A 24738-nucleotide genomic window follows, 5' to 3' on the forward strand; every position below is an offset into this window, starting at 1 on the left:
CCATGGCGGAATCATGGGAACGATCAGGCACGGCGGACATAACGCCGGCGCGCCAGCCCCACCGCCGCCAACAGGCCCAGCACCAGCGTACCGGTACTGCCGCCGCCACCGCCGCCAGAGGAACCGCCACCGGAATTGTCGTCATCCCCGCCGTCTTCACCACCCTCGTTCTGAGCCACGGTTAATACAGCGGTGTCCCCCACCGTGGTTTCACCATCGGCGGCGGTGCATTCGAGGGTGAAGGTGACGGTGCCGTACTGACCCGGCTCGGCCAGTTCCAGGCTGCCACTGGCGGCACGGGGTTCGCCGGTCAGGGCGGCGTAGTCGGCGGAATCTCCGGCGTCGATGGTGCAAACGTTGTCACCATCCAGACCAGTGGTGCTCCAACTCAATACTGGAGCCTGGCCATCGCCCACGGTGACGTTCGCCGGGTCCACGGCGAACGTGGTGATGGCCGGCGCCGCCAACGGCACTTCCACGCTGAAGATACCGCCTTCATCATTGGTCGCGCCGCCCTGGGTGACACCAAACAGGCGCTGTACCTGACCGCCATCCTCCTTGGTCAGAATATCTCCGGCCGACAGCCCCATGGGAGCGCTGCCCTCGGTGGCCGCATCGAAAGTATGCAGAAACTCCAGGGTGTCATCGGCGCGGTCCTCGGCCTGACCCATCACGATGCGATACAGGGTGCCCGGCCCTTTGCCCTCGCCGTCGCTGAAATCGAATTCGGTGGTGCCGTAAATATTGCCGTCGGCGGCGCGTACCATCGCGCCCCTGGGGGCCGTGCCGTCGGTGTTTTCAAACCGATGGATCACCGTGAAACTGTTCGGGTCATCCTTTTTCATCCGCCACGCCAACTGAGTCGTAGTGCCGTACAACCAGTCGCCGTCCTCCACCAGCCCGGTGAATCCCTGATCGCTGACCGAAGGGTTGCCATGCAGCGAATAGGAGAAGGTGTACAACAAGGTGGGATCGGTGGTGTCGCCCCCTGACAATTGATCAGCGCCGATACGGAACAGGGTGCCCGACGGATCACCGGCGTCAACTTCGGCCGGATCGCCACCGGCAGACACCGCGCTGCCGCCACTGGTCACGCCGTACAGCGCCTGGTCACTTTCACTCCAGACCAGGGCGGCCACTTCCCGGCCGAGGACGTAATAGTCGGTATTCCCAGGACCTTCACGCTCGAAACGTTCGTTTTGCAGTTCCGTCAATACATCCAGGGTATTGTCAGCGCTCAATCGCCACAGGCGCCCGCCACTGGAGAAGTAGACATTGTCATCACCGTCCACCGTCATCTGCCCACGCACTTTCATATCGGCGGGGTCGGCGTCCTCGAAGCCGGCCGGCACGACGATACGCTCCGCCTGCAGCGCAAGCTCACCATTGAGTTCCGCCAGCGCGCCAATGCCATTCCAACCGGCCTGACCGTCGGAGGAAATGCCGTCCACATCCACGGCACGGGAACTGCCCACCAGCAGGGAGCCGGAGCTGCGAGCCACCACGGTACTCAAGGGAGAACCGATGTCCGAACCCAGCAACTGATACTGGTAATCCGGTGTCTGGGCATCGGGATCCAGGCTGTAATAAACGCCCTGGGTAATGACGAAATAGTCACCGGCACCGGGCTCACCGCTGTCGAAGGTCACGCCATAAAGCCGGCCATCGTCCGCCAGCAGCGGTGGTGCTTCCGGGCGCATACCACGGAATTCACCGCTGGCGCCGGTGAAATCGACGATCACTTGCGGGGTGAAATCGCCCTCGGCGGCGTGGGTCAGGGACACGGTGCCGCACAGTACCAGTACCGCCGTTGCTTGCCATCTTGCTTTCATGGTTCCGCCCTCTTGCTGAATCGGTTCAGAATCGAATGGAAATGCCGCCAATGACGGTGCGGCCAGTACCCACTTGGTAGCTGCCGCCGTTCATCTCGGTGTAGTAGGTGTCGCGCAAGTTGTTCACCGACAGCCGCAGGGTGGCGTTGTCGGTAAGGTCGTAGCGGGCCCACAGATCCCAGGTGCGCCAGGAATCAATGGCGCTGTCGGAGACCCAGCCGGCGTCGCTCTGGGCGTCGGTGGGCCGTTCATAACGGAATTGGGTGCCCAGGGTCAGCTTGCGGTTGAACAGCCGCACGCCCAGGTTGGCCAGCACGCGATGCCGGGGCGGCAACACGTACCAGACATAGCCGCCGTTGTAGCCGTTCGGGTCGCCGAACACGGTGTCCGGGTAGCCGTAAATACTGCCCAGGGGAAAGGGGTCGTAACCGCCCTTGCCCATGTCGATCAACATGCGGGTGTAGGAGACGCCACCGAACACCCAGCCGGCGTCGTAATCGGTTTCCAGCTCCAGGCCACGAAAGCGCACGTCGTCGTCCAGATTGACGAAGGCAAAGCCGCTGAAACCGTTGGGCTGCTTTTCGTCCACCGGGGTCATGATGGCGCCCTGCACCATGTAGTTTTCCACGGTGGAATCGAACCAGGCGATCTTGGTGCGCAGTGTGTCCCCCCTCGCCAACAGGCCGTCCCATTTCAGATTGGTGCCGATTTCCCAGTTGCGGGAGCGTTCCTCCTCCAGGCCCGGGTTCGGGTAGTAGAAGAACATGTTGCCCACATGGGCGCCGGACAGCAGCGATTCGGTGATCGCCGGTGGGCGCAGCCCCTCGCCGTAGGAAGCGTAGATCTCCAGCCAGCGATACGGTGACAGGGACAGAGTCAGCTTGGGCGCGAAGGCGCCGGCGTGGCGCTCCACGTCGAAGTTGGTGTACATGCGGGTATAGGGGGGACGCACGCCTTCCGGGTTGGGGATCAGACCGTTGAAGATGCGTCCGTCACCTTTGATCTGGTACCAGTCGTAGCGCAGGCCGGCGATCAGTTTGAGCCAGTCGTCATGCTGGAAGGTGGCTTCCGTGAACACACTGGAGACCCAACGCTCGCCTTCCGGCGTGGCGCCGGTGAACCACTCCGAGGAACTTTGCGAATCGTCGGACTGCGACTGGGCCTGGGGATCGGTCCAGTCGTAATAAAACTCGGTGCCATAGTCCAAGGCCAGATCGAAGCGCTTGAACGGGAACACCGAGCGGTTCGTCAAGGTACCGCCAACGGTGTTGGTCTCGTACTCGACGGCGAAATCGTCGTAATAGTTGGACCCCCAGCGCTTCTCATTGACGCGCGTCAGGGTGTAGTACAGGCTCGCGTTGAGATTGAGCAGCAGATTCTCGCCGCCACCCTGGTGGTAATGGGCAGTGAGAGTGTCGGTGCGTGCCTCATTGTCACCACGCTGGTTGTCTTGCAGGCTGGTGTCCTGGTAACTCTCGCTGTAGTCGGCGCGCATGCCCACATAGCTGAATTCCAGGGACTGATCCGGCGCGAAACGCCAGCGGGTCTTGAACAGGCCGGACCATTGTTCCTGGCCGGTGAACTGGCTGACGCCGTGCATATAATCGGGGGAGTCATCAGGAATGCCACGGGCACCGCGCTCATAGTCACCCAGATTCTTGCGGCTGATGGCGGCGGTCATGTCGAAGTTGTCGGTGGGCCGGAACGCAGCGGCCAGACTGCCGGCGAAGTGGTAGCCGTTATCGCCGCTGTTCAGATTCAGCCGCCCGCCGGCACGCTCGCCCTCCTCCAGCAGATCGTCCGCGTCCAGAGTCTTGAAGTTGACCGTGCCGGCGATGCTGCCGGCGCCGCCGACGGTGGACACCGGCCCCTTGAACACGTCCACGCCGGAGAGCAGCTCCGGGTCCACATAGACCAGGCCATTGGAGCCGTGGCCGCTTTTCTGGAAGTTCTGACGGGCGCCGTCCACCATCACGGTGACACGGCCGAAATCCTGCATGCCGCGCACGTTCACCGACACGCCCGGGTTCTGGCGGCTTTGCGAGGTATAGACGCCGGACACGTTTTCCACCACGTCGGAGGTGTTGCGCGGAGGTAGCCGGTCAATTTGTTCCCGGGTTACAACTCCGGCGGATCCCGGTGTCTGGTAAACCCGCTCCCGCTCTTCTTCGAAGGTGCCCACCACGTTCACCTGTTGCAGGGTATGGCTCTCCTGAACGGACGGGTCGGGGCGCTCGCGCAGCACCGCCACGTTGCCGTCGCGCAGACGAAACTCGATGCGGGAGGAGGAAAGCAGACGGGACAGCGCTTCGACGTAGGTCATGCTGCCCCGCACCGTCGGCGCTTGATACGGCGACAGATCCAGACCGCCGTATATCAACTGCCCGCCGGATTGCCGGGCGAACAGCTTCAATGCCGATTCCAGGCTCTGGGCCGGAATATTGAACGTCAGCCGCGCTTGTGCCGCCGTGACCTGGCTGTTCTCGTCTTCGGCGTGCGCCATCGCAACCCCCCCCGCCAGGACGACCGATAGAATCCAACACGCCGCGCTATGGCGGCGATGGGGGAAAGCGAAAAACCTCGAGCCCGACACTCTGCTTACTCCGTCCTGTTGTCCATGCCACGCGATCAAACGCGCTACTGACCACTAGGACGAGCGAATGAGTTTCATTCCCAAGAAGTTTTTGCATTTCGCCCTTGGAGAAGCCATGCCCTGTTCATCGCCCACGGCGGACGCAAACGTCCGCACACGAATCCGCAGGGAGCAGGCCTTGGGAGGCGAATCAGTAAAGCAGGGTCAGGTAGGGTGTCAGACGGCGCAGAGCCAAACCCTGACTTTCCGCCAGCGCGTCGAGCCCTTTGTCGAGTTCGGCCACGGACAGCATTGCCGATACACGACGTCGGCCGACGCCGGAGTCCAACAGCAGAATCTTGCCGGGGTGGTAGCGTTGAATCGCCGTCAGCACATCATCCAGTGGCAGATCATCCAGCTCCAGCCGGCCCTCGGTCCACAGCAGAGCAGCAGTGACGTCCGCGTCCGACACGCCGGACGGCGGTTGTCCGCTGTCATAGACAACCGTCTGGCCGGCATGGACCATTACCGCATGCTCGCCGCCCCGCTCCGGCGAACGCACCGATACCACACCTTGGGTCACCGTCACCCGCACGGACCGTCCCCGGTCTTCCACCTGATACGCCGTGCCCACCGCCTGAGCCGCCCCCCCTTGGGACAGCACTTCGAACGGTCGCCGCTTATTCGGTTCCACCTGAAACCAGGCCCGCCCCCGGAGCAATTCGATACGCCGCAGCCCGGAGTCATAGTGCACATCCACGGCGGAGTCCGTGTCCAGAATCAGACGGGACCCATCTTCCAAAGCAACGGTGCGTATCTCTCCGGTAGCGGTGTGAAAATCGCCCTGCGGACGAAAAGCCAGGACCATCATCACCAGCACAACACTGGCCGCTGCCGCCAGGGGCAGGAAGCGGCGGCGAATCGGCGACTCGGTTACCACCGGCGCGGGACATAGATCCGCCTCCAATGCAGCCAGGTCGCGCCAAAATTGTTGCTCGTGCTCAAAGGCCTGACGATGTTGAGGATCCGTGGCCAGCCACCGCGCAAGTCGCTCCCGTTCGCCCTGCTCCATCGTTCCCGAAGCGATCCGGATCACCCAATGGCGAGCGGTTTCCGCGATTGTCTCGGCGTTTGTGTCGTTGTCCGTCGAAGTCATTAACCATCCAGGATCTTTGCAAGCCCGGTGCCATACCGGGCAGTCCGGCCCCATATCCGATAGGACGACTCAGCGCCCGGCCTGCCCCACTTTTTCATCCGATTTCCGGCCTACCGTTCACCGTCGATCCCGGATTCTCGCCAGATGCTCGAACACTCGACGAATATGATTCTCCACCGTGGTGGTGGAAACCCCCATCTCTTTCGCGATTTGCTGCTGGGTTTTGCCTTCAAACCTATTGGCAAAGAAAATTCGCCGGCTCCGTTCCGGCAAATCCTGCAGCGCGTCCTGGAGACGCCGCAAGGTCTCGTCGGCCATACAATTACGCTCGGGTCCGCGGGTCTCGAAAAGGTCCTCGGGCTGATGATTCTGTTCCAGAATCTCACGGCGGCGGCTTTCCACCCGAATATGGTCGGTGGCGAGATTGGCCGCCATTCGATAAAGATAGGCCCTCATATTGAGGACCGGTCCCTGCCCTTCTGCCTGGACCAAGCGCAAGTACAAATCCTGGAGCAGGTCCGCCGCTGTGAAACGGCACTGCAAACGGCGGGTCAAATACCCCAACAAGTCCTCCCTGTGTTGCTGGTATGCTTCCAACAGCGCGACTTGCCTCACTATCCGTCCCCAATCCGCGTTCCAGATCCGATAATGATATTTATTCTCAATTTGTGCGTCCAGCTCCGAGAGCCGTAAACCCTCACCGCCACGAACCACACCAACCTCGGGACAATGGGCTAGTCATAGACGAGTCAGCACCGGTTTTCCCAACCGTCTCCATCACCTCGATGCAATGAATACTTATATTGGGGTAACACTACGATACTGAGCGTCCATCGACATACAGCGGGGCTGTACGCCGTCAGGGGCGGGAAGTCCGTTTCGACACTCGGTCGACCGAAAAGAAGAAGGGCGGGGAAAATCAAGGGGATAGTGGTGCGCCAGGAGGGACTTGAACCCCCACACCTCTCGGCACCAGAACCTAAATCTGGCGTGTCTACCAATTCCACCACTGGCGCGGGCGGGCACATTGTAGCAGCCGGCCGGGCAAAAGCCAGCCGGCTGTATGGGCCGATAAGCGATCAGCGCTCCAATTGATCCAGGCGGTTGTTGACCTGGATGCGGTAGGCGTCGAAAGCCTGGATGGCGGCCTCGATTTCCTTGAGGCGCTGGTCGCTTTGACCGCTGGTGCGGGTCTGCAGGCGGCTGATGGCGGTTTGCTGGTTCTTGCTCTGCTGTTCCAGTTGTTTCAGTGAATCCACCAGTACATCCACCTGGGTTTGCAACTGGCCAACCTGGGTACGCAGTTGGGCGTTGCTGTCGTTGACCGATTTCACCGCGCTATCCAGTTGCTTGCGCACCGCGTCCGCCTGACCGCCGGCCTTGCGGATGGCGTCATCGTAACCGGCCACGGTTTTCTTCAGTTCCGCCAGGCTGGCCTGGGTGGACTGGACACTCTGGGCCTGTTTCTTAATCGCGGCGTCATTGGCGGCAATGGCATCCTTATTGCCCTTGTTGCTCAGGTCCCACAGTTTGCGGATTTCGGAACCGTGCTCCTTCACCATCTTGTTCAGATCACCGACGTTGGCCTGCAGTTTGCCGTAGGACTCGATGGCGGATTCGCCGGTCTCGGACAGCTTGGATTGCAGATTGCCGAGTTGCTCGGACGACTCGCTGATACGCGTTTCCATCTGCGCTTGCAGTCGGGCGATTTCGGTATAGAAGTAGCCCGCGACCACCGCCAGCAGTACCGCCAGTACCAGAGTGGCGGCGATCCAGCCGCCGCTGCCACCACCGCCGTTGGCGCGCGCCGGTGGCTCGCGTCGGCCGCCGCCCCCTCCCCCGCCGCCGCTACGACGGGCCGGCTCCCTGGCCGGCGGCCGTTGGTTGCTGGAATGGGGCGGATCATCCAGGGAAAGATCGTCGATATCACCCAGCTTGACGTCACGCTCTTGGGTCATAGGGCATCCTGAAGTGGTAACAATAAAGTGAACGGGAATCTGTCAGACAGGCGGAAACGGCCGCCGTTCAAGGCATCCATATTACCGTGTCGGGGGAATCTTGTCCGGCATCGCGTCACGGCCGGTGGGGAGAGGAGATACCGCCGCCACCACAACGTGGCCGAAGGCCTCGTCTGGCGGCGCGGTGAGCCTGGAGCGGCGCGTTACGGCGCCGCCGGCAGGCTGGGCTGGATCAGCCGGCGAAGTTTTTCGCGGCGAAGTCCCAGTTGATCAGGTTCCAGACGGTTTCCAGATACTTGGGACGGGCATTGCGGTAATCGATGTAGTAAGCGTGCTCCCACACGTCCACGGTCAGCAGCGGGGTCTGGCCCTTGCCGTGGGCGATCGGGGTGTCGGCGTCATCGGTGTTGACGATTTCCAGGCTGCCGTCGCTGTTTTTCACCAGCCAGGTCCAACCGGAGCCAAAGTTGCCAACCGCTTTGGCGTTGAACTCTTCCTTGAACTTGTCGAAGGAACCAAAGGCTTTGTTGATCGCATCGGCCAGATCACCGGTGGGGGCGCCACCGCCGTTGGGGCTCAGGCTGTTCCAATAGAAGGTATGGTTCCATACCTGCGCCGCCTGGTTGAACAATCCCCCTTTGGCGGACTGGATGATCTCCTCCAGGGACTTGTTCTCGTCGTCCGTGCCTTTGGTCAACTCGTTGAGCTTGGTGACGTAGGCATTGTGGTGCTTGCCGTGATGGTATTCGAGGGTTTCCTGGGAGATGTGCGGTTCCAGGGCGTTCTTCTCGTACGGAAGCGGCGGAAGTTCAAAAGCCATAGTCATTTCCCCTGACTGTTATCTGACGTGTTGCCATTGAAGCGGATGATCGCAGCCACCCGCAGGCGGAAGTTGCGCTCCCACCCGTGGCCCGGAGCATCATAGCAAGCGGCTTTTCGGGGAACCACATAGACCGGCACTATCGTGTCGATTGGCTGCGGCTGTGTCATCCGCGTCGGTGTCTCTGACACTTGGGGACGATCCGGCCCATCTCAAGTACAATAATGGCGGTTTTTACATCTTGGCTGACCGCCATGGAGTGGTGGACGGCCACCATGATCGAGGAAAAATCATGTCCCAAGACTCCGTTGTCATCGTTAACGGCGCCCGTACTCCCATGGGCGGCTTCCAAGGCAGCCTGGCGCCGGTGACCGCGCCCACTCTGGGCGCCACCGCCATCCGCGAGGCGGTGGCCCGCGCCGGCCTCAAGGCCTCCGACATCGAGGACGTGGTGATGGGCTGCGTGCTGCCGGCCGGTCTCAAGCAAGGCCCGGCGCGCCAGGCCATGCGCCAGGCCGGTCTGCCGGACAGCACCGGCGCCACCACCGTCAACAAACTGTGCGGCTCCGGCATGCGCGCCACCATGTTCGGCCACGACATGATCAAGGCGGGCAGCCATGACATCGTCGTCACCGGCGGCATGGAATCCATGACCAACGCCCCCTATGTGCTGGACAAGGCCCGCGCCGGCCTGCGCATGGGCCATGGTCAGGTCCATGACCATATGTTCCTGGATGGTCTGGAAGACGCGGAGACCGGCCGTCTGATGGGCTCCTTCGCCCAGGAAGTGGCGGACCAGCGTGGCATCACCCGCGAGCAGATGGACGCTTTCGCCATCGAATCGCTGAAACGCGCCCAGACCGCCATCGAGCAGGGCTGGTTCAAGGATGAGATCGTTCCGGTGACCGTGACCACCCGTAAGGGCGAAACCGTGGTGGATACCGACGAGCAGCCGGGCAACGCCAATATCGACAAGATTCCGAATCTGAAACCGGCGTTCAAGAAGGACGGCACCGTCACCGCCGCCAACGCCAGTTCCATTTCCGACGGCGCGTCCGCGCTGGTGCTGGCACGGGAATCGGTGGCCGCCGAAAGGGGTCTGCGGCCCGTGGCACGCATTCTCGGCCATGCCACCAACAGCCGTCACCCCAGCGAGTTCACCGTGGCCCCCATCGGCGCCACCGAGAAACTGCTGAAGAAAGTGGGCTGGAGCGTGGCGGACGTGGATCTGTTCGAGATCAACGAAGCCTTCGCCATGGTGGCGATGCTGCCGATGATCGATCTGGGCATCCCCCACGACAAACTGAACATCCACGGCGGCGCCTGCGCCCTGGGCCACCCCATCGGTTCCACCGGCTCGCGCATCATCCTGACGCTGATTCATGCACTCAAACGCACCGGCGGCAAACGCGGCGTGGCCAGCCTGTGTATCGGCGGCGGCGAAGCCACCGCGGTGGCCGTCGAACTGCTGTAAAAAACGCTGCGTCAGGCAGCTCCCCACAGACCGGGCCACGGAGCCACTGTAGGAGCTTGCCTGCAAGCGAATTATGTACCGACCCCAAAAGATTCGCTTGCAGGCAAGCTCCCACAGCGGCTTCGTAACGCCCTCGATGGGAAAGTGATCAGCGTGCAGACATGCCAGCGGTAATATCCCGTTGCAACTCCGGCGGCGGCATTGATACGCAAACGCTATCCTGGGGCCTAGAATTGACCGATTAGTCATCATTCTAGGGAGTATCATGTCCGCCCTGCCCGTCATTACCGCCGTGGGCGGCATCAACGCCGCCGGCCGCACCTCCATGCACCACGGCTTTCGCCGCATGGTGTTCGAAGCGCTGGATGCCCAACGACAACAACAGACTCTGGACAGCCTGTCCGCGCTCACCGGCCTGAGCGACCGCCAGCAACTGCTGAACGCCACCTTGATCCGCGAATTGCCGGAAGCGGTGCGCATCACCATGGCGAGCAACGGCCACAGCGACACGCCGGTGACTCTGGAGATGCGCAATCTGGATCTGCCCCATCCCTTGCCGGAAGGCTGGCAGGCCACCGAGCTGAACCGGCATCGCAGCCGGGTCACCGTGCCCGCCGGGGCCGAACTGCGCGCACCGGCGGCCATCGCCCGGCGGGTCAGCGCCGCCGGCCAGTTACCCAGCGGTTTCGACCCCGCCACTCTGTACGCTTCACGCAACCATCCCCGCGCCCTGCAGATGGCCATTTACGGTGTCAGTGACGCCTTTGGCATGCTCGGTATTCCCTGGGATCAGTTACGTGGCCGGCTGGCACCGGACGAGGTCGCGGTGTTCGCCTCCAATGCCATGGCGCAACTGGACGACCACGGTCTGGGCGGCATGATGCGCGCCCCGTCGCTGGGCCAGCGCACCACCTCCAAACAATGTCCGCTGGGCCTCGGCGAGATGACCGCCGATTTCATCAACGCCTATGTGCTGCGCAGCCCCGGTGGTACCGGTGGCATGCTCGGCGCCTGTGCCACTTTCCTCTACAACCTGGAAAGAGCCGTGCACGCGATCCGCAACGGCCGCGCCCGGCTGGTGGTGGTGGGCACCAGCGAAGCCCCACTGGTGCCGGAAGTGCTGGAAGGCTACCGTGCCATGGGCGCCCTGGCCGAGGATGAAGCCCTGGCGGCCCTGGACGGCGCCAAACAGGCTGACCTGCGCCGTGCCTGCCGGCCGTTCTCGGACAACTGCGGTTTCACCATGGCGGAGTCCGCCCAGTTCGCGGTGGTGATGGACGACAGCCTGGCGCTGGAGCTGGGCGCGGACATTCTGGGGGCGGTACCGGATGTCTTCGTCCATGCCGATGGCGCCAAGAAGTCCATTTCCTCTCCTGGCATTGGCAACTATCTGACGCTGGGTCGTGCCGCCTCCCTGGTGCGCCAGTTGTTGGGCGAGGATGCCCTGCGCAACAACAGTGTGGTGCACGCCCATGGCACCGGCACGCCGCAGAACCGGGTCACCGAATCCCACGTCCTCAACGAAGTGGCCAAGGCCTTCGATATCCGCGACTGGCCGGTGGCCGCGATCAAAGCCTATGTGGGCCATTCCCTGGGCAGCGCTGGCGGTGATCAACTGGCTTCCGCGGCGGGGACTTTCCAGGATGGATTACTGCCGGGGATCGCCACGGTGGATCATTTCGCCGCCGATCTGCACGACAGCCATCTGTCGTTCTCCCGCGAGCACCGGGAGTTGCGGCCCTCGGCGGCGTTGCTCAACTCGAAAGGGTTCGGCGGCAACAACGCCACCGCCGTGATGCTGTCCCCGGACGTCACCCTGGACCTGCTGCGCCGCCGTCATGGCCAGAGCACGCTGGACAGCTGGCAGGACCGGGTGGCCGACACCCGCGAAGCCGCCGCCGACTACGAACGACGGGCCCTGGCCGGCGAAACCGCGCCGGATTACTACTTCAACGACGGCGTCCTCAGTGGCGATGACCTGAGCATCACCGACCAGTCCATTCGCCTGCCCGGCTGGGATCAGGCGCTGACCTTCCGCGACGATCCGGGCTTCGACGACTACCGCTAAAGACAGCAGATCGCTCCCGCCCGCCGGACCCGCCGGCGGGCGCAATTCTAAAGTTTGGTAAAATCTGCGGAACCCGGCCGGCAAAATGGGCGAGGGCCTGCTTCGCTGCGTTACCGTGGGGTGCACGGATGTTCCCTCACAATAAGCAGAGAAGGAGTTCTCCATGGCCGCCTCACGTTCCCGCGATGTCCTGCTCTTCCTGATCGGCGCCGTCGTTGCCCTGTTCGGTGTTGCCTTCGCCATCGAGGGCGGTTGGCTGGTGTCGGTGGGTGGCACCTGGTATTACCTGCTGGCCGGCCTCGCCATGATCGTTTCCGGTTTGTTGCTGATCACCGGGCGCCGGGCCGGCGTCGGCATTTACGTTCTGGTGTTTATTGGCACCCTGCTGTGGACGCTGTGGGAAGCCGGCGGCAACTACTGGGGCTGGATTCCGCGCATGGACGTGGTGATCGGGCTCGGTGTGGCGGTGGCGCTGGCCGCTCCCAGATTGCGTAACGGCTTTGCCCCTGGTGCCTCTTATTCTGTCGCGGGGGCGCTGGTGGTGCTGATGGTGGTCGGCCTCGGGCTGGCGTTCCTACCGTTCGGCGCGGCCAATCCCAACCCGGTCCCCGGACCGGACAGCGCCCAACTGGCCACCACGGTGGGTGACGCGCAACCGGCGGACAACCCGCACCCCGGCGACTGGCCCGCCTACGGCGGTGGCCATAGCGCGCAACGCTACTCATCGCTGGATCAGATCACCACCGACAACGTCGCCAGCCTGGAAAGGACCTGGGTCTACCGTACCGGCGATCTGCTGGACCGCCGCTGGGGCGCGGAGACCACGCCGCTCAAAGTTGGCGACGACGTGTTTCTGTGTACCTCCCGCAACATCATTATTTCGCTGAACGCCGCCGATGGCGGGGAAAACTGGCGCTATGACCCCGAAGTATCCGAGGACGCCATTCCCTATACCGCCGCCTGCCGCGGGGTGACCTACTATCAGGTACCGGAAGAGCGTCTGGCGACACTGCCTGGCAGCAGCGGAGACGGCAACGGCCCGGCCTGCGCCCGCCGTATTTTTTCCGGCACCCTGGACGGTCGCATCGTCGCCGTGGACGCCGCCACCGGCGAACCCTGTCAGGACTTCGGCGACGGCGGCCAGGTGGATATCAAGAAAAACATGGGCGACACCCCGCCCGGCTATGTCTCGATCAATTCGGCACCGGTGATCGTACGGGATGTGGTGATCACCGGGCACCAGGTACTGGATGGCCAGAAACGGGATGCGCCGTCCGGCGTGATCAAGGGGTTCGACGCCCTCACCGGCGAATTGAAATGGGCCTGGGACGCCGGCCGGCCAGAGCATAGCGAGCCCCTCAGCGGCGACCGGATCTACACCCGTGGCTCGCCAAATATGTGGACCACCGCGGTAGGCGACAACGCTCTGGGTATGGTGTACCTGCCGATGGCCAACTCCGCCGCCGATTACTGGAGCACACCGCGCAGCGAAGCGGAAAACAAATGGGCGGCGTCGCTGGTGGCGCTGGATGCCAGCACCGGCAAACCGGTCTGGCACTTCCAGGTCGCGCACAAGGACGTCTGGGATTACGACCTGGGTTCGCAACCGTCGTTGTTGGACTTCCCCACCAGCAAGGGACCGGTGCCAGCGATTCTGCTGCCGACCAAGCAAGGCGAGTTCTATGTGTTCGACCGGCGCACCGGCGAAGCGCTCACCGGCATCGAGGAAAGACCGGTGCCCCAGGGCGGCGCCGAACCGGAGCAACGCAGCGAGACCCAACCCTTCTCCACCTGGCACAGCCTGAAACAGCCCGACCTCACCGTGCATGACATGTGGGGCATGACGCCATTCGATCAGATGTATTGCCGGGTGCAGTTCCACAAAGCCGATTACCGGGGCATGTACACACCGCCCAACGCGGACCGGCCGTGGATCGAGTTCACCGGCTACAACGGCGGCTCCGACTGGGGCAGCGTGGCGCTGGACCCGTCCCGCGGCGTGATGATCGCCAACTACAACATCACCCCCAACTACAATCGACTGGTGCCACGGGAGCTGGCCAATAAATACGGCTGGCTGCCACGCGGCGAGGGAGACGCCGGGGATCATGGTGGTGCCGAGGGCGCCGGCGACCCACAAGCGGGCACGCCCTACGCCATTGACGTCAACGCCGGCTGGCGGGTGCCCTGGACCGGGCTGTTGTGCAAACAGCCGCCCTACGGCGGTATCCGCGCCATCGACGTGAGCACCGGCGAAACCCTCTGGGACCGCCCGTTCGGTACCGCCCGCGCCAACGGGCCCTGGGGCATTCGCAGCGGTCTGTCATTCACCATCGGTACGCCCAACAACGGGGGCCCGGTGGTCACCGCCGGCGGTCTGATCTTCATTGCCGCCGCCACCGACGATCTGATCCGTGCCATCGACATCACCACCGGTGAAACCATCTGGCAGGATGCCCTGCCCGCCGGTGGCCAGGCCACGCCTTTGGTGTACGAAGCGGACGGACGGCAGTACCTGATGATCGTCGCCACCGGGCACCATTTCATGGAAACACCGAGTGGCGACTACGTCGTCACCTACGCCCTGCCGGAATCCGACTGACCCCGGGTTCGGAAGCCCCCGCCCTGGGGGCTCTCCCGTGCGGATCTACAATCCCACCCCGAATGCCGGTGACGCCCACCCCTGACGGGAGCCGCCGGCACCGCCGGTGAGCGGCGCGCCACCGGTGATCACCTGCTCCGCGGTGCCGTACCGCAACCAGGTTTCGGTGGGCACCTGCTCTACGCCCGGCTGGCTGTAGTCACACACCCCATCCGGGAAAATCTCCGCCACCTGCGCGGCGAAGGCTTCCGGATCGGGGATGCCGGACAGCAGCCCGGACGGATAGTCCGCCGGGTCCACCGGTTTCAACTGGCATTTATTGACCAGGGTGGTGATGTCGTCACCGGCCACCGTACGCGGCGTGCCGAAGCGGGTCTGCACCACGGTTTGCTGTAATCCGGCGACGATATCGGTGATCGGCGACAGCAGATCACCGACGATGCCCGGCAGCCCCAGTGCACTCAGATCCAGACCGCACACCTGGGCGGTGACCGCATCCACCACCACGCCCAGTTCCGGCGGCGGCGGTGGCAGCAGGGACAAATCCAGCCCTGGAATCAACGGATCCGGATACAACAGATTGCCGGTGAACGGCACGATCGGGCCATCGGCGCCCAACAGCGACGACACCGACAGGCAACGGTCACGTGCTTGAATCGGCTTGCGCGCCAGCACCTTTTCCTCGACAGCCCCCGGCTCGGGATCGGCCTCGATATCGGATAACCAGCGGTCCATTACCAGCAACGCCTCGGTGGTGTAGACCGTGTCGCCGGCCAGCGGGAAGGCGCCGAACCAGATCACGTGATTGTCGGCATGCCCCTGGGTACGTTTCAGCCGCTCGCGCATCTGCCAGGAATGATAGGCGTCGTGAGCCAGCCCCGGATCCGGACCGCGCAGATCGATGATCGGCACATTGGCGAGATGCTCGGCGGTGTTGATGGCGCCGGTACGGTAGGCATTACGCAGCGCTTCCGGGTCGGCGACGGTACGCTCCGGTCGATGACGAATGTCCACATCGAAGCCGCCGATCTCCCGGTTCACGGTGAGAAACTGCTGTGGTGTGATGGTCCCGTCACGCAGCGCTTCCAGACCGTATTGCACCCCCACGTTATCCAGCGGAATACCAGTGAATCCCCGTCCGAGCGCCTGTTCGTTGGCGCCCCACACCGACGGCGGCCGGGTGCCGAACTGATTCACCATGTAGTCGATCAGGCCGCAGCGCAGCCCGTCCGGCCGCTCTTCCGGGTGGTACACCGGCACGCCGTCCGCCAGCCCCGGACACTGGTCCTGGGTGGGGTACGCCGAGGGGAAGAACGCCAGGTCGGAGACCACCGGGTTGATCGGCAAATGCCCGTAGAACGCCGACCACTGCAGCGCCGGAATCACACCGGAAGTCAGCAATGAGGTGATCACCGACAACAGGTCCGTGGGGTTTTCCGGCAACTGATTGCCAAAATAGCGGCTGAGCAGATTGTAATCGGCGAACTGGCTGGCGGTGGTCCACACGTCCGGGTAGGAGCACTGCACGATCAGGCCCTGATAAATACCCGGATAGGCATTGGCGATGTGTTGCTGGGCGATGGCGCCACCGGAACAGCCGGTACCGATGGTGTAACGCAGCGGTCCGTACTGCTCGACAATGCGCTCCTTGGCCATCATCAGCGACTCGGCGGCGGTGACCAGATTGACGTTGTGGCCGAGATTGGCCTGAGCCGTGGACAGGGTGAGAAAGCCGCGCCCCAGCGCCACGGAAATGCTGTCACCCAACAGCATCTCCGCCCCTTCCGGCGCGGTACCGGCAATGTCGCCATTGGGCGGTTCGCCGGGGCCATAACTGACGCCCACGTTGCCGCCGTGATGAATCAACAATTTGCCGTTCCATTGCGGCTGCGGTGCCAGCGCGCTCCAGGATTGATCCGGCTGGTACAGCGCCATGATCTGGTAGCGGTCACGGTTGATCACGCCGGTTTCCACGCGAACGATGAACGGCACCTCCACGTCCTGGTCGGTGGTGACGCTTGCGATCTGGTCCGCCGGCGGCGGGTTGTCCGGGTCATAATCCTGGAAAGCACCGGGCAGTCCCGGGTTCATCGGATCGAAGCCGGTGATCAGCGCTTGCAGGCGGTCCGCCGGCACATATTTGAAGCGGTATTCCACCGGCTGGTTGCAAAAGGCGTCCTCGGCGGCGGCATTGGTACAGGTCCAGGGCTGGATTTGTGGACCAGAGAACACCGGCCCGCCGATCGGGTGGTTGACCAGGGTGCGCTGCAACAGCGAACCGTCCGCCAGCGTCACGGTGACGGTGTTGCCGCCTTCCGCCAGGCCGGCAATCAAACCGCTCAGGGTATCGCCGGTGTGATGAAGGCCGGCGCCGGCATCCTGCTCGCCCACGGTGACGCGGGCGCCTGCCAGCAAGGCGGGGTCATCCACCACGATGTTGATCAACGCGTCACCGCCGCTGATCAGATCGGCGCGATTGGACAACACCTGAATCTCGCCGTCCGCCCACACCGTTTCCCCCGGTTCATCCGGACCACCGGGATTGGGGGAAGGCGAAGGATCACCGGAAGACGAAGAGCCCGAACCGCCACACGCGGCCAGGAGCAAACACAGACCATAAAGTCCGATCAAAGACAGCCGTTTCATTATTATTCTCCGTTTTCAGTCCCGGCCGATACCGGGCTGTCCCCGATTGTTATCCCAACGGAGGCGAAAACACTGTTGGCCGGCGGTTGCCGGAGCGTTAACCAAACCGTCATTTTTTTCACAAGATGTACAACGGTGCCGCTACCCCTTGCACCATCGAATGACATCGTCCGCCTTGACCAACCCCCGCGCTCCCCGTGAATATCAGCGGTCGGCCCCGGTCAGGCTGCTCCCTACTTGCAACAGGACACACTATGAAGCCATGGAAAAAAGCACTGCTCACGGTGCTGGTACTGCTCATCGCGATAGCGATCTGGCAACGCTACAAGCCCCTGCCGGAAGGCGTTGGCGAAGCCGGGCCGCCACGTTCCGCCCATCAGGTGGCGCTGCTGGTGGACGACACCTGGAGCGATGAGCAGAGTGACCGCCATTTCGATCAGGCCATTTTCGACGAGTATTTTCGCCTGATCGGCCAGGCCAGGAAGCTGGTGGTGGTGGATATGTTCCTGTTCAACACCTTCGCCGGCGACAGCGGCAGCGCCCACCGGCCACTCAGCGAACAGCTCACCGAAGCGCTGCTGGCCCGTCACGCAGCGGTGCCCGGGCTGCGCATGCTGGTCATTACCGATCCCTTTAACACTCTTTATGGCGGCGTCCGGGCGCCGCAACTGGAGCGTCTGCGTCAGGCCGGCATTACCGTGGTGTTCACCGATCTGACCCGGCTGCGCGACTCCAACCCGAGCTGGTCGGCGCTATGGCGGATGTGTTGTCAGTGGTTCGGCAACCGCAGCGGCGATGGTTGGCTGCCCAACCCCACTGGCGGCGACGAGGTGACGCTGAGAACCTATCTGAGCCTGCTCAATTTCAAAGCCAACCACCGCAAAACCCTGGTGGTGGACGAAGGCGATGACTGGACCGCGCTGGTCACCTCGGCCAACGCCCACGACGCCAGCAGTGCCCACTCCAACATTGCCCTGCGCTTCAGCGGCCCGGCGGCGCTCGACGTCCTGCACTCGGAACTGGCGGTGGCGCGCTGGTCCGGCGCCGCGGTGGGCGAGGACTGGCCAGCGGCGCCACCCTCCGAAACCGGCGACGACGCCCTGCCCCATTTACGCCTGCTCACCGAGGGCGCCATCCGCGATGCCCTGCTGGCCACCGTGAACGAAGCACGCCAGGGCGAGCAGTTGGATGTCGGCGTGTTTTATCTTTCCCACCGTCCGCTGGTGAAAGCCCTGGCCGAGGCGCAACGGCGGGGCGTCCAGGTGCGCCTGCTGCTGGATCCGAACAAGGATGCCTTCGGCCGCGAGAAAAACGGCGTGCCCAACCGGCAGGTGGCCTGGGAGCTGCACGACGTCGGCGGCGCGGTGCGCTGGTGCGCCACCACCGGGGAACAATGCCATACCAAGATGCTGTTGCGTTTTCCGGCGGCGGACAGCGACCGTCCGGCGCGGCTGATCCTCGGCTCCGCCAATTACACCCGGCGCAACCTGGATGATCTGAATCTGGAAACCAGCGTGGAATGGGTGGCCGGAGCCGGTGATGAGGTCATCAGCCATGCCCGGGCCACGTTCGAGAAACGTTGGAGTAACCCGGGCGGCATGCGGTTCAGCCTGCCCTATGAAGCCTACGAGGACACCTCGTATTGGCGTAAGGCGCTGTACCGGATCATGGAGTTCACCGGCTGGTCGACGTTCTGAGCGAAGCGGCCCGCACCGCCTTCGCCGCCACCAGGCCATTAATTCCCCAGGTCAGCGCCAGCAGCAGCGACAAGGCCAGGGGCACTTCGGATTCCGGCAGCAATGACGTGCCCCGCACCTGACACAGGAACAGCACCGATTCCAATACCGCCAGCAGCAGCGGCGCGGCGATGGCCGCGGGACGATGCAGTTCCACCTGCAGATAATTCAGCAAGGTCCGGCCGGCGGAGAGCGCCAGCCATATGATGATCAAACCGCCGGTGAGCACCGCCATCATCGGCACATCTCCTGATCAGGTTGTGTTTCCGGCACAGCTTACCCCTTCTCCCATTTCGCCACCGGCGCCCGGTAATCGGCGAACGCCGCCACCAGCGCCCCGGGATCCGCGTCCACGGTGAGCATTTCCCGGTAAGCGGGCTTCATGAAGCCCTGCTCCACCATGTGTTCAAGAAAACCGATCAAGCCGTCGTAATAGCCAATCACGTTGAAAAAACCGCAGGGCTTGTAATGGTAGCCCAGCTGCGCCCAGGTCCACACCTCGAAGATCTCTTCCAGGGTACCGGCGCCACCGGGCATGGCGATGAAACCGTCCGCCAGTTCCGCCATCATCGCCTTGCGTTGGTGCATGTCCGCCACCACGTGCAATTCGGTAATCCCGGTGTGCTGAATTTCCCGATCCTTGAGCGCCTGGGGAATCACCCCGATAACCTCGCCGCCGGCCTCCAGCACCGCATCGGCGATCACGCCCATCAGTCCCACCCGGCCGCCACCGTAGACCAGGCCATGCCCCTGTGCCACCAGCGTCCGGGCCAGCGCCCGCGCCTGTTGTTCATAGATGGGATCGACACCGGAACTGGAACCGCAAAACACCGCAACGTTCATTACTACTCCGTTTGACTATCGAACAATCCTGTCAGGCCCTGACTATTGACCAATCGGGACAAACCGGCCACAACAGTAAGCATGATCAGAGCAAGGTACCAGAATGAACGAGGATGATCGCAAAGAAATGAAGGATCGGCTAACCGCGCTGCGGCACGAGCTTGAGGACACTCTGGCGCACAGTGAAGACGCCAGCAAACCGGTGGCCCTGGACCAACCCAGCATCGGCCGGCTGTCACGAATGGATGCCCTGCAGGGACAGGCCATGGCACAGGAAACGAGGCGACGCCAGCAACATCAGTTGCTACGGATCGAGCGGGCCCTCAGGGACCTGGACAACGATGACTATGGCTACTGCGACGACTGTGGCGGGGACATCGATCCACGCCGGCTGCGTGTCGACCCGACGGCGCGCCTGTGCCTGACTTGCGCCCAATCCCGGGAGGCGTGAACGCGATCAGCGTCTTATCCACCACCGTTGGCATGCAGCAACGCCAGGGTTTCCGCCCGCGCCCGCCGGTATTCTTGCACGGTGCCCGCCACCAGTTCCGCCACCGACGGCACTCCGCCGACGCCGGACACCGAGTGCCCGGCGCTCCACACATCCACCCAGCGTTTCGGGCCGGAATGGCCGGAACCACCGCCGTATAAAGCCGCGGCGCGCTGCTCGGTCATATCCGTGGGCAGATCATCCGGATCAAGACCGGCGGCGATCACCGACGGCCTCAACGTATTGGTTTCCAGACCAGTGAAGGCACGGCTGAGCATGATGTCATCCAGCCGGGAATCCACCAGCATTTGTTTGTAGCCGTCCGCCGCCAGGCTTTCCCGGGTGGCGATGAACTTGGTGCCCATATAGCCCAGATCACAGCCCAGGGCCTGGGCCGCCCACAGCGCCTGGCCATCGCTGATGCCTCCGGCCATCACCATGGGGCCATCGAACAGGGCCCGCACCGCCCGCGCGAAAGCGAAGCCATTGGCCCAGCCAGTCTGGCCGCCAGCACCGGCGGTGAGCAGAATCAGGCCGTCGGCGCCGGCGGCGATGGCCTTCTCCGCGTGGCGGACATTGGCCACATCGGCGAACACCAGACAGCCGATGTCGTGCAGCGGCGCGATCACCGGCTCCGGCGCGCCAACACTGGTGATCACCATCTCCACCTTGTGTTTCAGCAGGCAGGCCAGCTCTTCCTTCAGGCTCCGCCGTCGCATGATCAGGTTGGGACAAAACGGGGCGTCTTCAGGCGTCAGCGCGGCGCTGATTTCACTCAACCAGCGGTCGTACTCTTCCACCGTGCGGCAGTTGGCGGTGGGAAACGAACCGATCACACCCTGACGGCAGGCGGCGATCACCAGTTCCGGCCCGGAGACCCGGAACATGGGCGCGGCGATCAGCGGCAAGCGCAGCCGGCGGGCAAGAGCAGGCGGCAATCTCATGGTCTTGTTCCGCGTCACGCCGCTCATCCTATCTGCCGGCTCTGGCCGGCCCAGTAACGGGCCCGCAGCGCTTTCTTGTCGATTTTGCCCAGGCTGGTCAGTGGCAGGGCATCGACGAATTCCAGCTTTTTCGGTGCGTGAGCGGCGCCTTTCAAATCCTTGACCTGCTGGATCAGGGTTCGCGCCGCTACCTGCTCTCCCGGGTGGCAAACCACGATGGCGGTGACCGCTTCGCCCCAGCGCGGATCCGGCACGCCGATCACCGCCGCCATGGCCACCGCCGGATGAGCGCTGAGCACATCCTCCACCGCGCGGGTGTAGACGTTGAAACCACCGGTCACGATCATGTCCTTCTTGCGGTCCACGATATACAGCCGGCCCTGTTCATCCGCCCTCGCCACATCACCGGTATGCAGCCAGCCGAACTGCATCGCCTCCTCGGTCTGCTCCGGCTGGTTCCAGTACCCTTCCATCATCGACGGACCGCGTACGCAAATTTCCCCCGCTTCGCCAAGCGGCACGGCATGGCCCTCGTCGTCCAGCAGAGCGATACGGTTGGAGGAGACGGGGAAGCCGCAGGACGCCAGCCACTGTGGATGGGCGGGGTCATGGTCTTCCTTTGGCAAATAGGTGATCGGGTAGCATTCGGTCTGGCCGAACAGTTGCGCGAACACCGGGCCGATCCGATCCATGCCTTCGGCCAGCCGGGTCGGCGACATGGGCGAGGCGCCGTACAACAGCAGTTCCAGGGCAGACAGATCAGTCTTCGCCAGGCGGGCGTCGTCCAGCAGGCTGTAGAGCATGGTCGGCACCATCAAGGTGAAATTGATCCGCCGCCGCTCGATCGCCGCCAGCACTTCGCCGGTATCGAAGCCATGCATCAAATGCACACAGCCGCCACGAATCAGCGTCGGCAACACCTTGGTACCGGACACATGGCTGACCGGCGCCACCGCCAGATAATAGGGCCGGCGCGGCAGCTCGAAATCCGCCAGGATCGCCACGGCGGAAGCCACCAGCGCCTGATGGCGACGGAACGCGCCCTTGGCGCGCCCGGTGGTGCCGCCGGTGTAGTTCAGGGTGGCGATATCACTGGCGTGGGCCAGATCACGAGCCGTCGCCGTACCGGCCTGCGCCACGGCCCGACTCAGGTCGATGCCGTACTGCGCCGCCGTCAGGGTAAACGTGGTCATCCCCGGCCGGACCGACAACGCCGCGCCGACGTCACCGAACGCTTCGGCGTCCGCCACCAGGAAAGCGGCGTCACAGTCCTCCAGTTGGAACTGGTGATCGGCTAACGCCCCCTTGGGATGCAAAGCGGTGGTGGCCGCACCGCAGAGCTGCGCCGCGACCCCGGCGCACCAGCCATCGGCCCGGTTGGCGCTGAGCACGGCGACCCGGTCGCCACGCTGCAGGCCATGGTTCAGAAAGACCTTCTGCAGGCGGCCGATCAGGTCTGCGGCACCGCGATAGCTGAGCTCCCCGCCTTCCCAGGTAAAGGCGGTGCGATCCGGATAACGTGCCAGCGTACGCAGGACGAGCGTGCCCAGCGTCAGACCGACATCGTGAGCGTCTTGCATCTCGGCTCTCCGTTCTTCATGCCCCGCAGCCGGGGTCGGGTGTTGTTGTTCTGATATGGCGGGCGCTTGCCCACGCTTTTATGAGGGTTTCCGCATCATCCGCCCGGGGAGCGGGCCGGGACAATCGCGGATCACGCCAGATCCATTGACGAAAACGGTCATGGAGCAGAGGCACGAGACATGAATTCAGAGGTAGCTACAAGGCTGCTGTGGGAGCTTGCTTGCAAGCGAATTGCGCTGCATTCAAAGAATTCGCTTGCAGGGCAAGCTCCCACAGCGGCTTCGTAGCACGGTCTGTGGAAAATTCCGTCAAACAAAAAAAGGCGGGCCCGAGGGCCCGCCTTTTCCAGACTTACCTGAGTAAGATCGAGACTTAGATGTTCTCGAACTGACCCATGGTGTTGTCTTTACCACCGGCTTTCAGCGCGGCTTCACCGGAGAAGTACTCTTTGTGGTCATCACCGATGTTGGAACCGGCCATGTCCTGGTGCTTCACGGTGGCAACGCCTTCGCGGATCTCGCGGCGCTGTACGCCAGCTACATAGGCCAGCATGCCTTCGTCGCCGAAGTAACCCTTGGCCAGCTGATCGGTGGACAGAGCAGCGGTGTGGTAGGTCGGCAGCGTGATCAGGTGGTGGAAGATACCCGCTTCGCGAGACGCGTCGCGCTGGAAGTTCCGGGTCCACTCATCGGCCAGCTGAGCCAGCTCGGTGCTGTCGTAGTCGGCACTCATCAGGCGGTCGCGGTCGTAAGCGGACACGTCCTTGCCTTCCTTCTCCCAAGCGTCGAACACTTGCTGACGGAAGTTCAGGGTCCAGTTGAAGGACGGGCTGTTGTTGTACACCAGCTTGGCGTCCGGCACCACTTCACGGATACGGTTCACCATTTCCGCGATCTGGCCCACGTGCGGCTTCTCGGTTTCGATCCACAGCAGATCGGCGCCGTTTTGCAGGCTGGTGATACAGTCCAGAACCACGCGGTCAATACCGGAGCCGGCTTTGAACTGGAACAGACCGGAAGCCAGACGCTTCGGCTTGAGCAGCTTGCCGTTGGACTTGATCACCACGTCGCCGTTGTTGATGTCGGCGGCGCTTTCAATGATGTCGCCATCCAGGAAGGCGTTGTACTGGTCGCCCAGGTCGCCCGGCTCGTTGGTCACGGCGATCTGCTTGGTCAGGCCAGCGCCCAGGGAGTCGGTACGGGCAACAATCACGCCGTCGTCAACGCCCAGCTCGAGGAAGGCGTAGCGAACGGCATTGATTTTGGCCAGGAAGTCGGCGTGGGGAACGGTCACTTTACCGTCCTGGTGACCACACTGCTTCTCGTCGGAAACCTGGTTCTCGATCTGGATACAGCAAGCACCGGCTTCGATCAGCTGCTTGGCCATCAGGTAGGTGGCTTCCGGGTTACCGAAGCCAGCATCGATGTCGGCGATGATCGGCACAACGTGGGTTTCGAAGTTGTCGATCTGGCTGATGATCTCGGCCTGTTTAGCCTCATCACCAGCAGCTTTGGCGTCGTCCAGGGCACGGAACAGATGGTTCAGTTCCCAGGCGTCGGCCTGCTTGAGGAAGGTGTACAGTTCGCGGATCAGGTCGGCCACCACGGTCTTCTCGTGCATGGACTGATCCGGCAGCGGACCGAACTCGGAACGCAGGGCCGCGACCATCCAGCCGGACAGGTACAGGTACCGGCCTTTGGTGCTGCCAAAGTGCTTCTTGATGGAAATCAGCTTCTGCTGACCAATGAAACCGTGCCAGCAACCCAGGGACTGGGTGTACTTGGAGGTGTCCGCATCGTAGGCCGCCATGTCTTCGCGCATGATCTTGGCGTTGTACTTGGCGATGTCCAGATGCGTTTTGAAGCGGTTTTGCAGGCGCATGCGAACAGCGGATTCCGGGTTGATGTCGTGCCAGGTGTTATTGGCACCAACCACGGAGCTCAGTGCTTCGATCTCTTTGAGGTACTGTGACATGGTCAATCCTTGTCGATAGAAGAATGAACACCGAAGCCGCCG

The 24738-nt window shown here is 63.1% G+C and carries 17 protein-coding genes and 1 tRNA gene; 5 read left to right on the top strand and 13 right to left on the bottom strand.

What is annotated here, in order from left to right; translation table 11 throughout:
* Positions 1–23 precede the first annotated feature (23 nt).
* From B5T_RS16635 to B5T_RS16665, 7 genes are all read right to left on the bottom strand, one after another.
* Positions 24–1832 (bottom strand): hypothetical protein, encoded by a 1809-nt coding sequence (locus B5T_RS16635; protein WP_014995695.1) that lies wholly within the window; start codon positions 1830–1832, stop codon positions 24–26.
* Between the two features lie 25 nt (positions 1833–1857).
* Positions 1858–4335: a TonB-dependent hemoglobin/transferrin/lactoferrin family receptor gene (locus B5T_RS16640; protein ID WP_014995696.1), complete on the bottom strand. Its 2478-nt coding sequence runs from the start codon at positions 4333–4335 to the stop codon at positions 1858–1860.
* A gap of 280 nt (positions 4336–4615) precedes the next feature.
* Positions 4616–5560: a FecR family protein gene (locus B5T_RS16645; RefSeq protein WP_041717091.1), complete on the bottom strand. Its 945-nt coding sequence runs from the start codon at positions 5558–5560 to the stop codon at positions 4616–4618.
* 117 nt (positions 5561–5677) lie between these two features.
* A complete protein-coding gene (locus tag B5T_RS16650) occupies positions 5678–6274 on the bottom strand; it encodes an RNA polymerase sigma factor (RefSeq protein WP_081586910.1) in 597 nt (198 codons plus the stop codon).
* Between the two features lie 217 nt (positions 6275–6491).
* Positions 6492–6576, bottom strand: a tRNA-Leu gene (locus B5T_RS16655).
* A 63-nt stretch (positions 6577–6639) separates the two neighbouring features.
* On the bottom strand, positions 6640–7518 hold the full coding sequence (locus B5T_RS16660; protein WP_014995699.1) for a hypothetical protein: 879 nt from the start codon (positions 7516–7518) through the stop codon (positions 6640–6642).
* Positions 7519–7750: 232 nt separating this feature from the next.
* A complete protein-coding gene (locus B5T_RS16665) occupies positions 7751–8338 on the bottom strand; it encodes a superoxide dismutase (RefSeq protein WP_014995700.1) in 588 nt (195 codons plus the stop codon).
* Between the two features lie 292 nt (positions 8339–8630).
* On the opposite strand from B5T_RS16665, the gene B5T_RS16670 reads away from it, so the two are divergent.
* From B5T_RS16670 to B5T_RS16680, 3 genes are all read left to right on the top strand, one after another.
* A complete protein-coding gene (locus B5T_RS16670) occupies positions 8631–9812 on the top strand; it encodes an acetyl-CoA C-acyltransferase (RefSeq protein ID WP_014995701.1) in 1182 nt (393 codons plus the stop codon).
* 265 nt (positions 9813–10077) lie between these two features.
* The gene (locus tag B5T_RS16675; RefSeq protein WP_014995702.1) at positions 10078–11880 is read left to right on the top strand and encodes a beta-ketoacyl synthase; all 1803 of its coding nucleotides are present in this window, start codon (positions 10078–10080) and stop codon (positions 11878–11880) included.
* Positions 11881–12043: 163 nt separating this feature from the next.
* Positions 12044–14482 carry a membrane-bound PQQ-dependent dehydrogenase, glucose/quinate/shikimate family gene (locus tag B5T_RS16680; protein WP_014995703.1) on the top strand — a complete coding sequence of 813 codons (2439 nt, stop codon included), beginning with the start codon at positions 12044–12046 and terminating at the stop codon, positions 14480–14482.
* 45 nt (positions 14483–14527) lie between these two features.
* Here B5T_RS16680 and B5T_RS16685 read toward each other — a convergent pair whose 3' ends face one another.
* On the bottom strand, positions 14528–17128 hold the full coding sequence (locus B5T_RS16685; RefSeq protein ID WP_014995704.1) for a DUF6351 family protein: 2601 nt from the start codon (positions 17126–17128) through the stop codon (positions 14528–14530).
* Between the two features lie 254 nt (positions 17129–17382).
* Between B5T_RS16685 and B5T_RS16690 the strand changes: the two genes are divergently transcribed.
* On the top strand, positions 17383–18825 hold the full coding sequence (locus B5T_RS16690; RefSeq protein WP_014995705.1) for a phospholipase D family protein: 1443 nt from the start codon (positions 17383–17385) through the stop codon (positions 18823–18825).
* Here B5T_RS16690 and B5T_RS16695 read toward each other — a convergent pair.
* Both B5T_RS16695 and B5T_RS16700 read right to left on the bottom strand, forming a co-directional pair.
* Entirely contained in the window at positions 18803–19102 is a 300-nt protein-coding gene (locus B5T_RS16695) for a hypothetical protein (RefSeq protein ID WP_014995706.1), read from the bottom strand. The two genes, B5T_RS16690 and B5T_RS16695, sit on opposite strands and share 23 nt — an antisense overlap.
* Before the next feature lie 38 nt (positions 19103–19140).
* Positions 19141–19707, bottom strand: a complete 567-nt coding sequence (locus tag B5T_RS16700; RefSeq protein ID WP_014995707.1) for an LOG family protein — start codon at positions 19705–19707, stop codon at positions 19141–19143.
* Between the two features lie 103 nt (positions 19708–19810).
* Between B5T_RS16700 and B5T_RS16705 the strand changes: the two genes are divergently transcribed.
* On the top strand, positions 19811–20158 hold the full coding sequence (locus tag B5T_RS16705) for a TraR/DksA family transcriptional regulator (RefSeq protein ID WP_014995708.1): 348 nt from the start codon (positions 19811–19813) through the stop codon (positions 20156–20158).
* Positions 20159–20172: 14 nt separating this feature from the next.
* On the opposite strand, the gene B5T_RS16710 is transcribed toward B5T_RS16705, so the two are convergent.
* The 3 genes from B5T_RS16710 to B5T_RS16720 form a co-directional block, all read right to left on the bottom strand.
* The gene (locus B5T_RS16710) at positions 20173–21141 is read right to left on the bottom strand and encodes an NAD(P)H-dependent flavin oxidoreductase (RefSeq protein ID WP_051015618.1); all 969 of its coding nucleotides are present in this window, start codon (positions 21139–21141) and stop codon (positions 20173–20175) included.
* A gap of 23 nt (positions 21142–21164) precedes the next feature.
* A complete protein-coding gene (locus B5T_RS16715; protein WP_014995710.1) occupies positions 21165–22721 on the bottom strand; it encodes an AMP-binding protein in 1557 nt (518 codons plus the stop codon).
* Between the two features lie 373 nt (positions 22722–23094).
* On the bottom strand, positions 23095–24696 hold the full coding sequence (locus B5T_RS16720; RefSeq protein ID WP_014995711.1) for an isocitrate lyase: 1602 nt from the start codon (positions 24694–24696) through the stop codon (positions 23095–23097).
* Between the last annotated feature and the right edge of the window lie 42 nt (positions 24697–24738).

This window comes from Alloalcanivorax dieselolei B5 (assembly GCF_000300005.1).
In the GTDB taxonomy this organism is placed as follows: domain Bacteria; phylum Pseudomonadota; class Gammaproteobacteria; order Pseudomonadales; family Alcanivoracaceae; genus Alloalcanivorax; species Alloalcanivorax dieselolei.

What these genes read in the sequence shown, in the direction of transcription:
- B5T_RS16690 (WP_014995705.1), top strand. Translation starts at nt 17,383, where the DNA reads ATGAAGCCATGGAAAAAAGCACTGCTCACGGTGCTGGTACTGCTCATC.
- B5T_RS16645 (WP_041717091.1), bottom strand. Translation starts at nt 5,560, where the DNA reads ATGACTTCGACGGACAACGACACAAACGCCGAGACAATCGCGGAAACC.
- B5T_RS16635 (WP_014995695.1), bottom strand. Translation starts at nt 1,832, where the DNA reads ATGAAAGCAAGATGGCAAGCAACGGCGGTACTGGTACTGTGCGGCACC.
- B5T_RS16705 (WP_014995708.1), top strand. Translation starts at nt 19,811, where the DNA reads ATGAACGAGGATGATCGCAAAGAAATGAAGGATCGGCTAACCGCGCTG.
- B5T_RS16720 (WP_014995711.1), bottom strand. Translation starts at nt 24,696, where the DNA reads ATGTCACAGTACCTCAAAGAGATCGAAGCACTGAGCTCCGTGGTTGGT.
- B5T_RS16695 (WP_014995706.1), bottom strand. Translation starts at nt 19,102, where the DNA reads ATGATGGCGGTGCTCACCGGCGGTTTGATCATCATATGGCTGGCGCTC.
- B5T_RS16700 (WP_014995707.1), bottom strand. Translation starts at nt 19,707, where the DNA reads ATGAACGTTGCGGTGTTTTGCGGTTCCAGTTCCGGTGTCGATCCCATC.
- B5T_RS16665 (WP_014995700.1), bottom strand. Translation starts at nt 8,338, where the DNA reads ATGGCTTTTGAACTTCCGCCGCTTCCGTACGAGAAGAACGCCCTGGAA.
- B5T_RS16670 (WP_014995701.1), top strand. Translation starts at nt 8,631, where the DNA reads ATGTCCCAAGACTCCGTTGTCATCGTTAACGGCGCCCGTACTCCCATG.
- B5T_RS16710 (WP_051015618.1), bottom strand. Translation starts at nt 21,141, where the DNA reads ATGAGATTGCCGCCTGCTCTTGCCCGCCGGCTGCGCTTGCCGCTGATC.
- B5T_RS16640 (WP_014995696.1), bottom strand. Translation starts at nt 4,335, where the DNA reads ATGGCGCACGCCGAAGACGAGAACAGCCAGGTCACGGCGGCACAAGCG.
- B5T_RS16660 (WP_014995699.1), bottom strand. Translation starts at nt 7,518, where the DNA reads ATGACCCAAGAGCGTGACGTCAAGCTGGGTGATATCGACGATCTTTCC.
- B5T_RS16680 (WP_014995703.1), top strand. Translation starts at nt 12,044, where the DNA reads ATGGCCGCCTCACGTTCCCGCGATGTCCTGCTCTTCCTGATCGGCGCC.
- B5T_RS16675 (WP_014995702.1), top strand. Translation starts at nt 10,078, where the DNA reads ATGTCCGCCCTGCCCGTCATTACCGCCGTGGGCGGCATCAACGCCGCC.
- B5T_RS16685 (WP_014995704.1), bottom strand. Translation starts at nt 17,128, where the DNA reads ATGAAACGGCTGTCTTTGATCGGACTTTATGGTCTGTGTTTGCTCCTG.
- B5T_RS16715 (WP_014995710.1), bottom strand. Translation starts at nt 22,721, where the DNA reads ATGCAAGACGCTCACGATGTCGGTCTGACGCTGGGCACGCTCGTCCTG.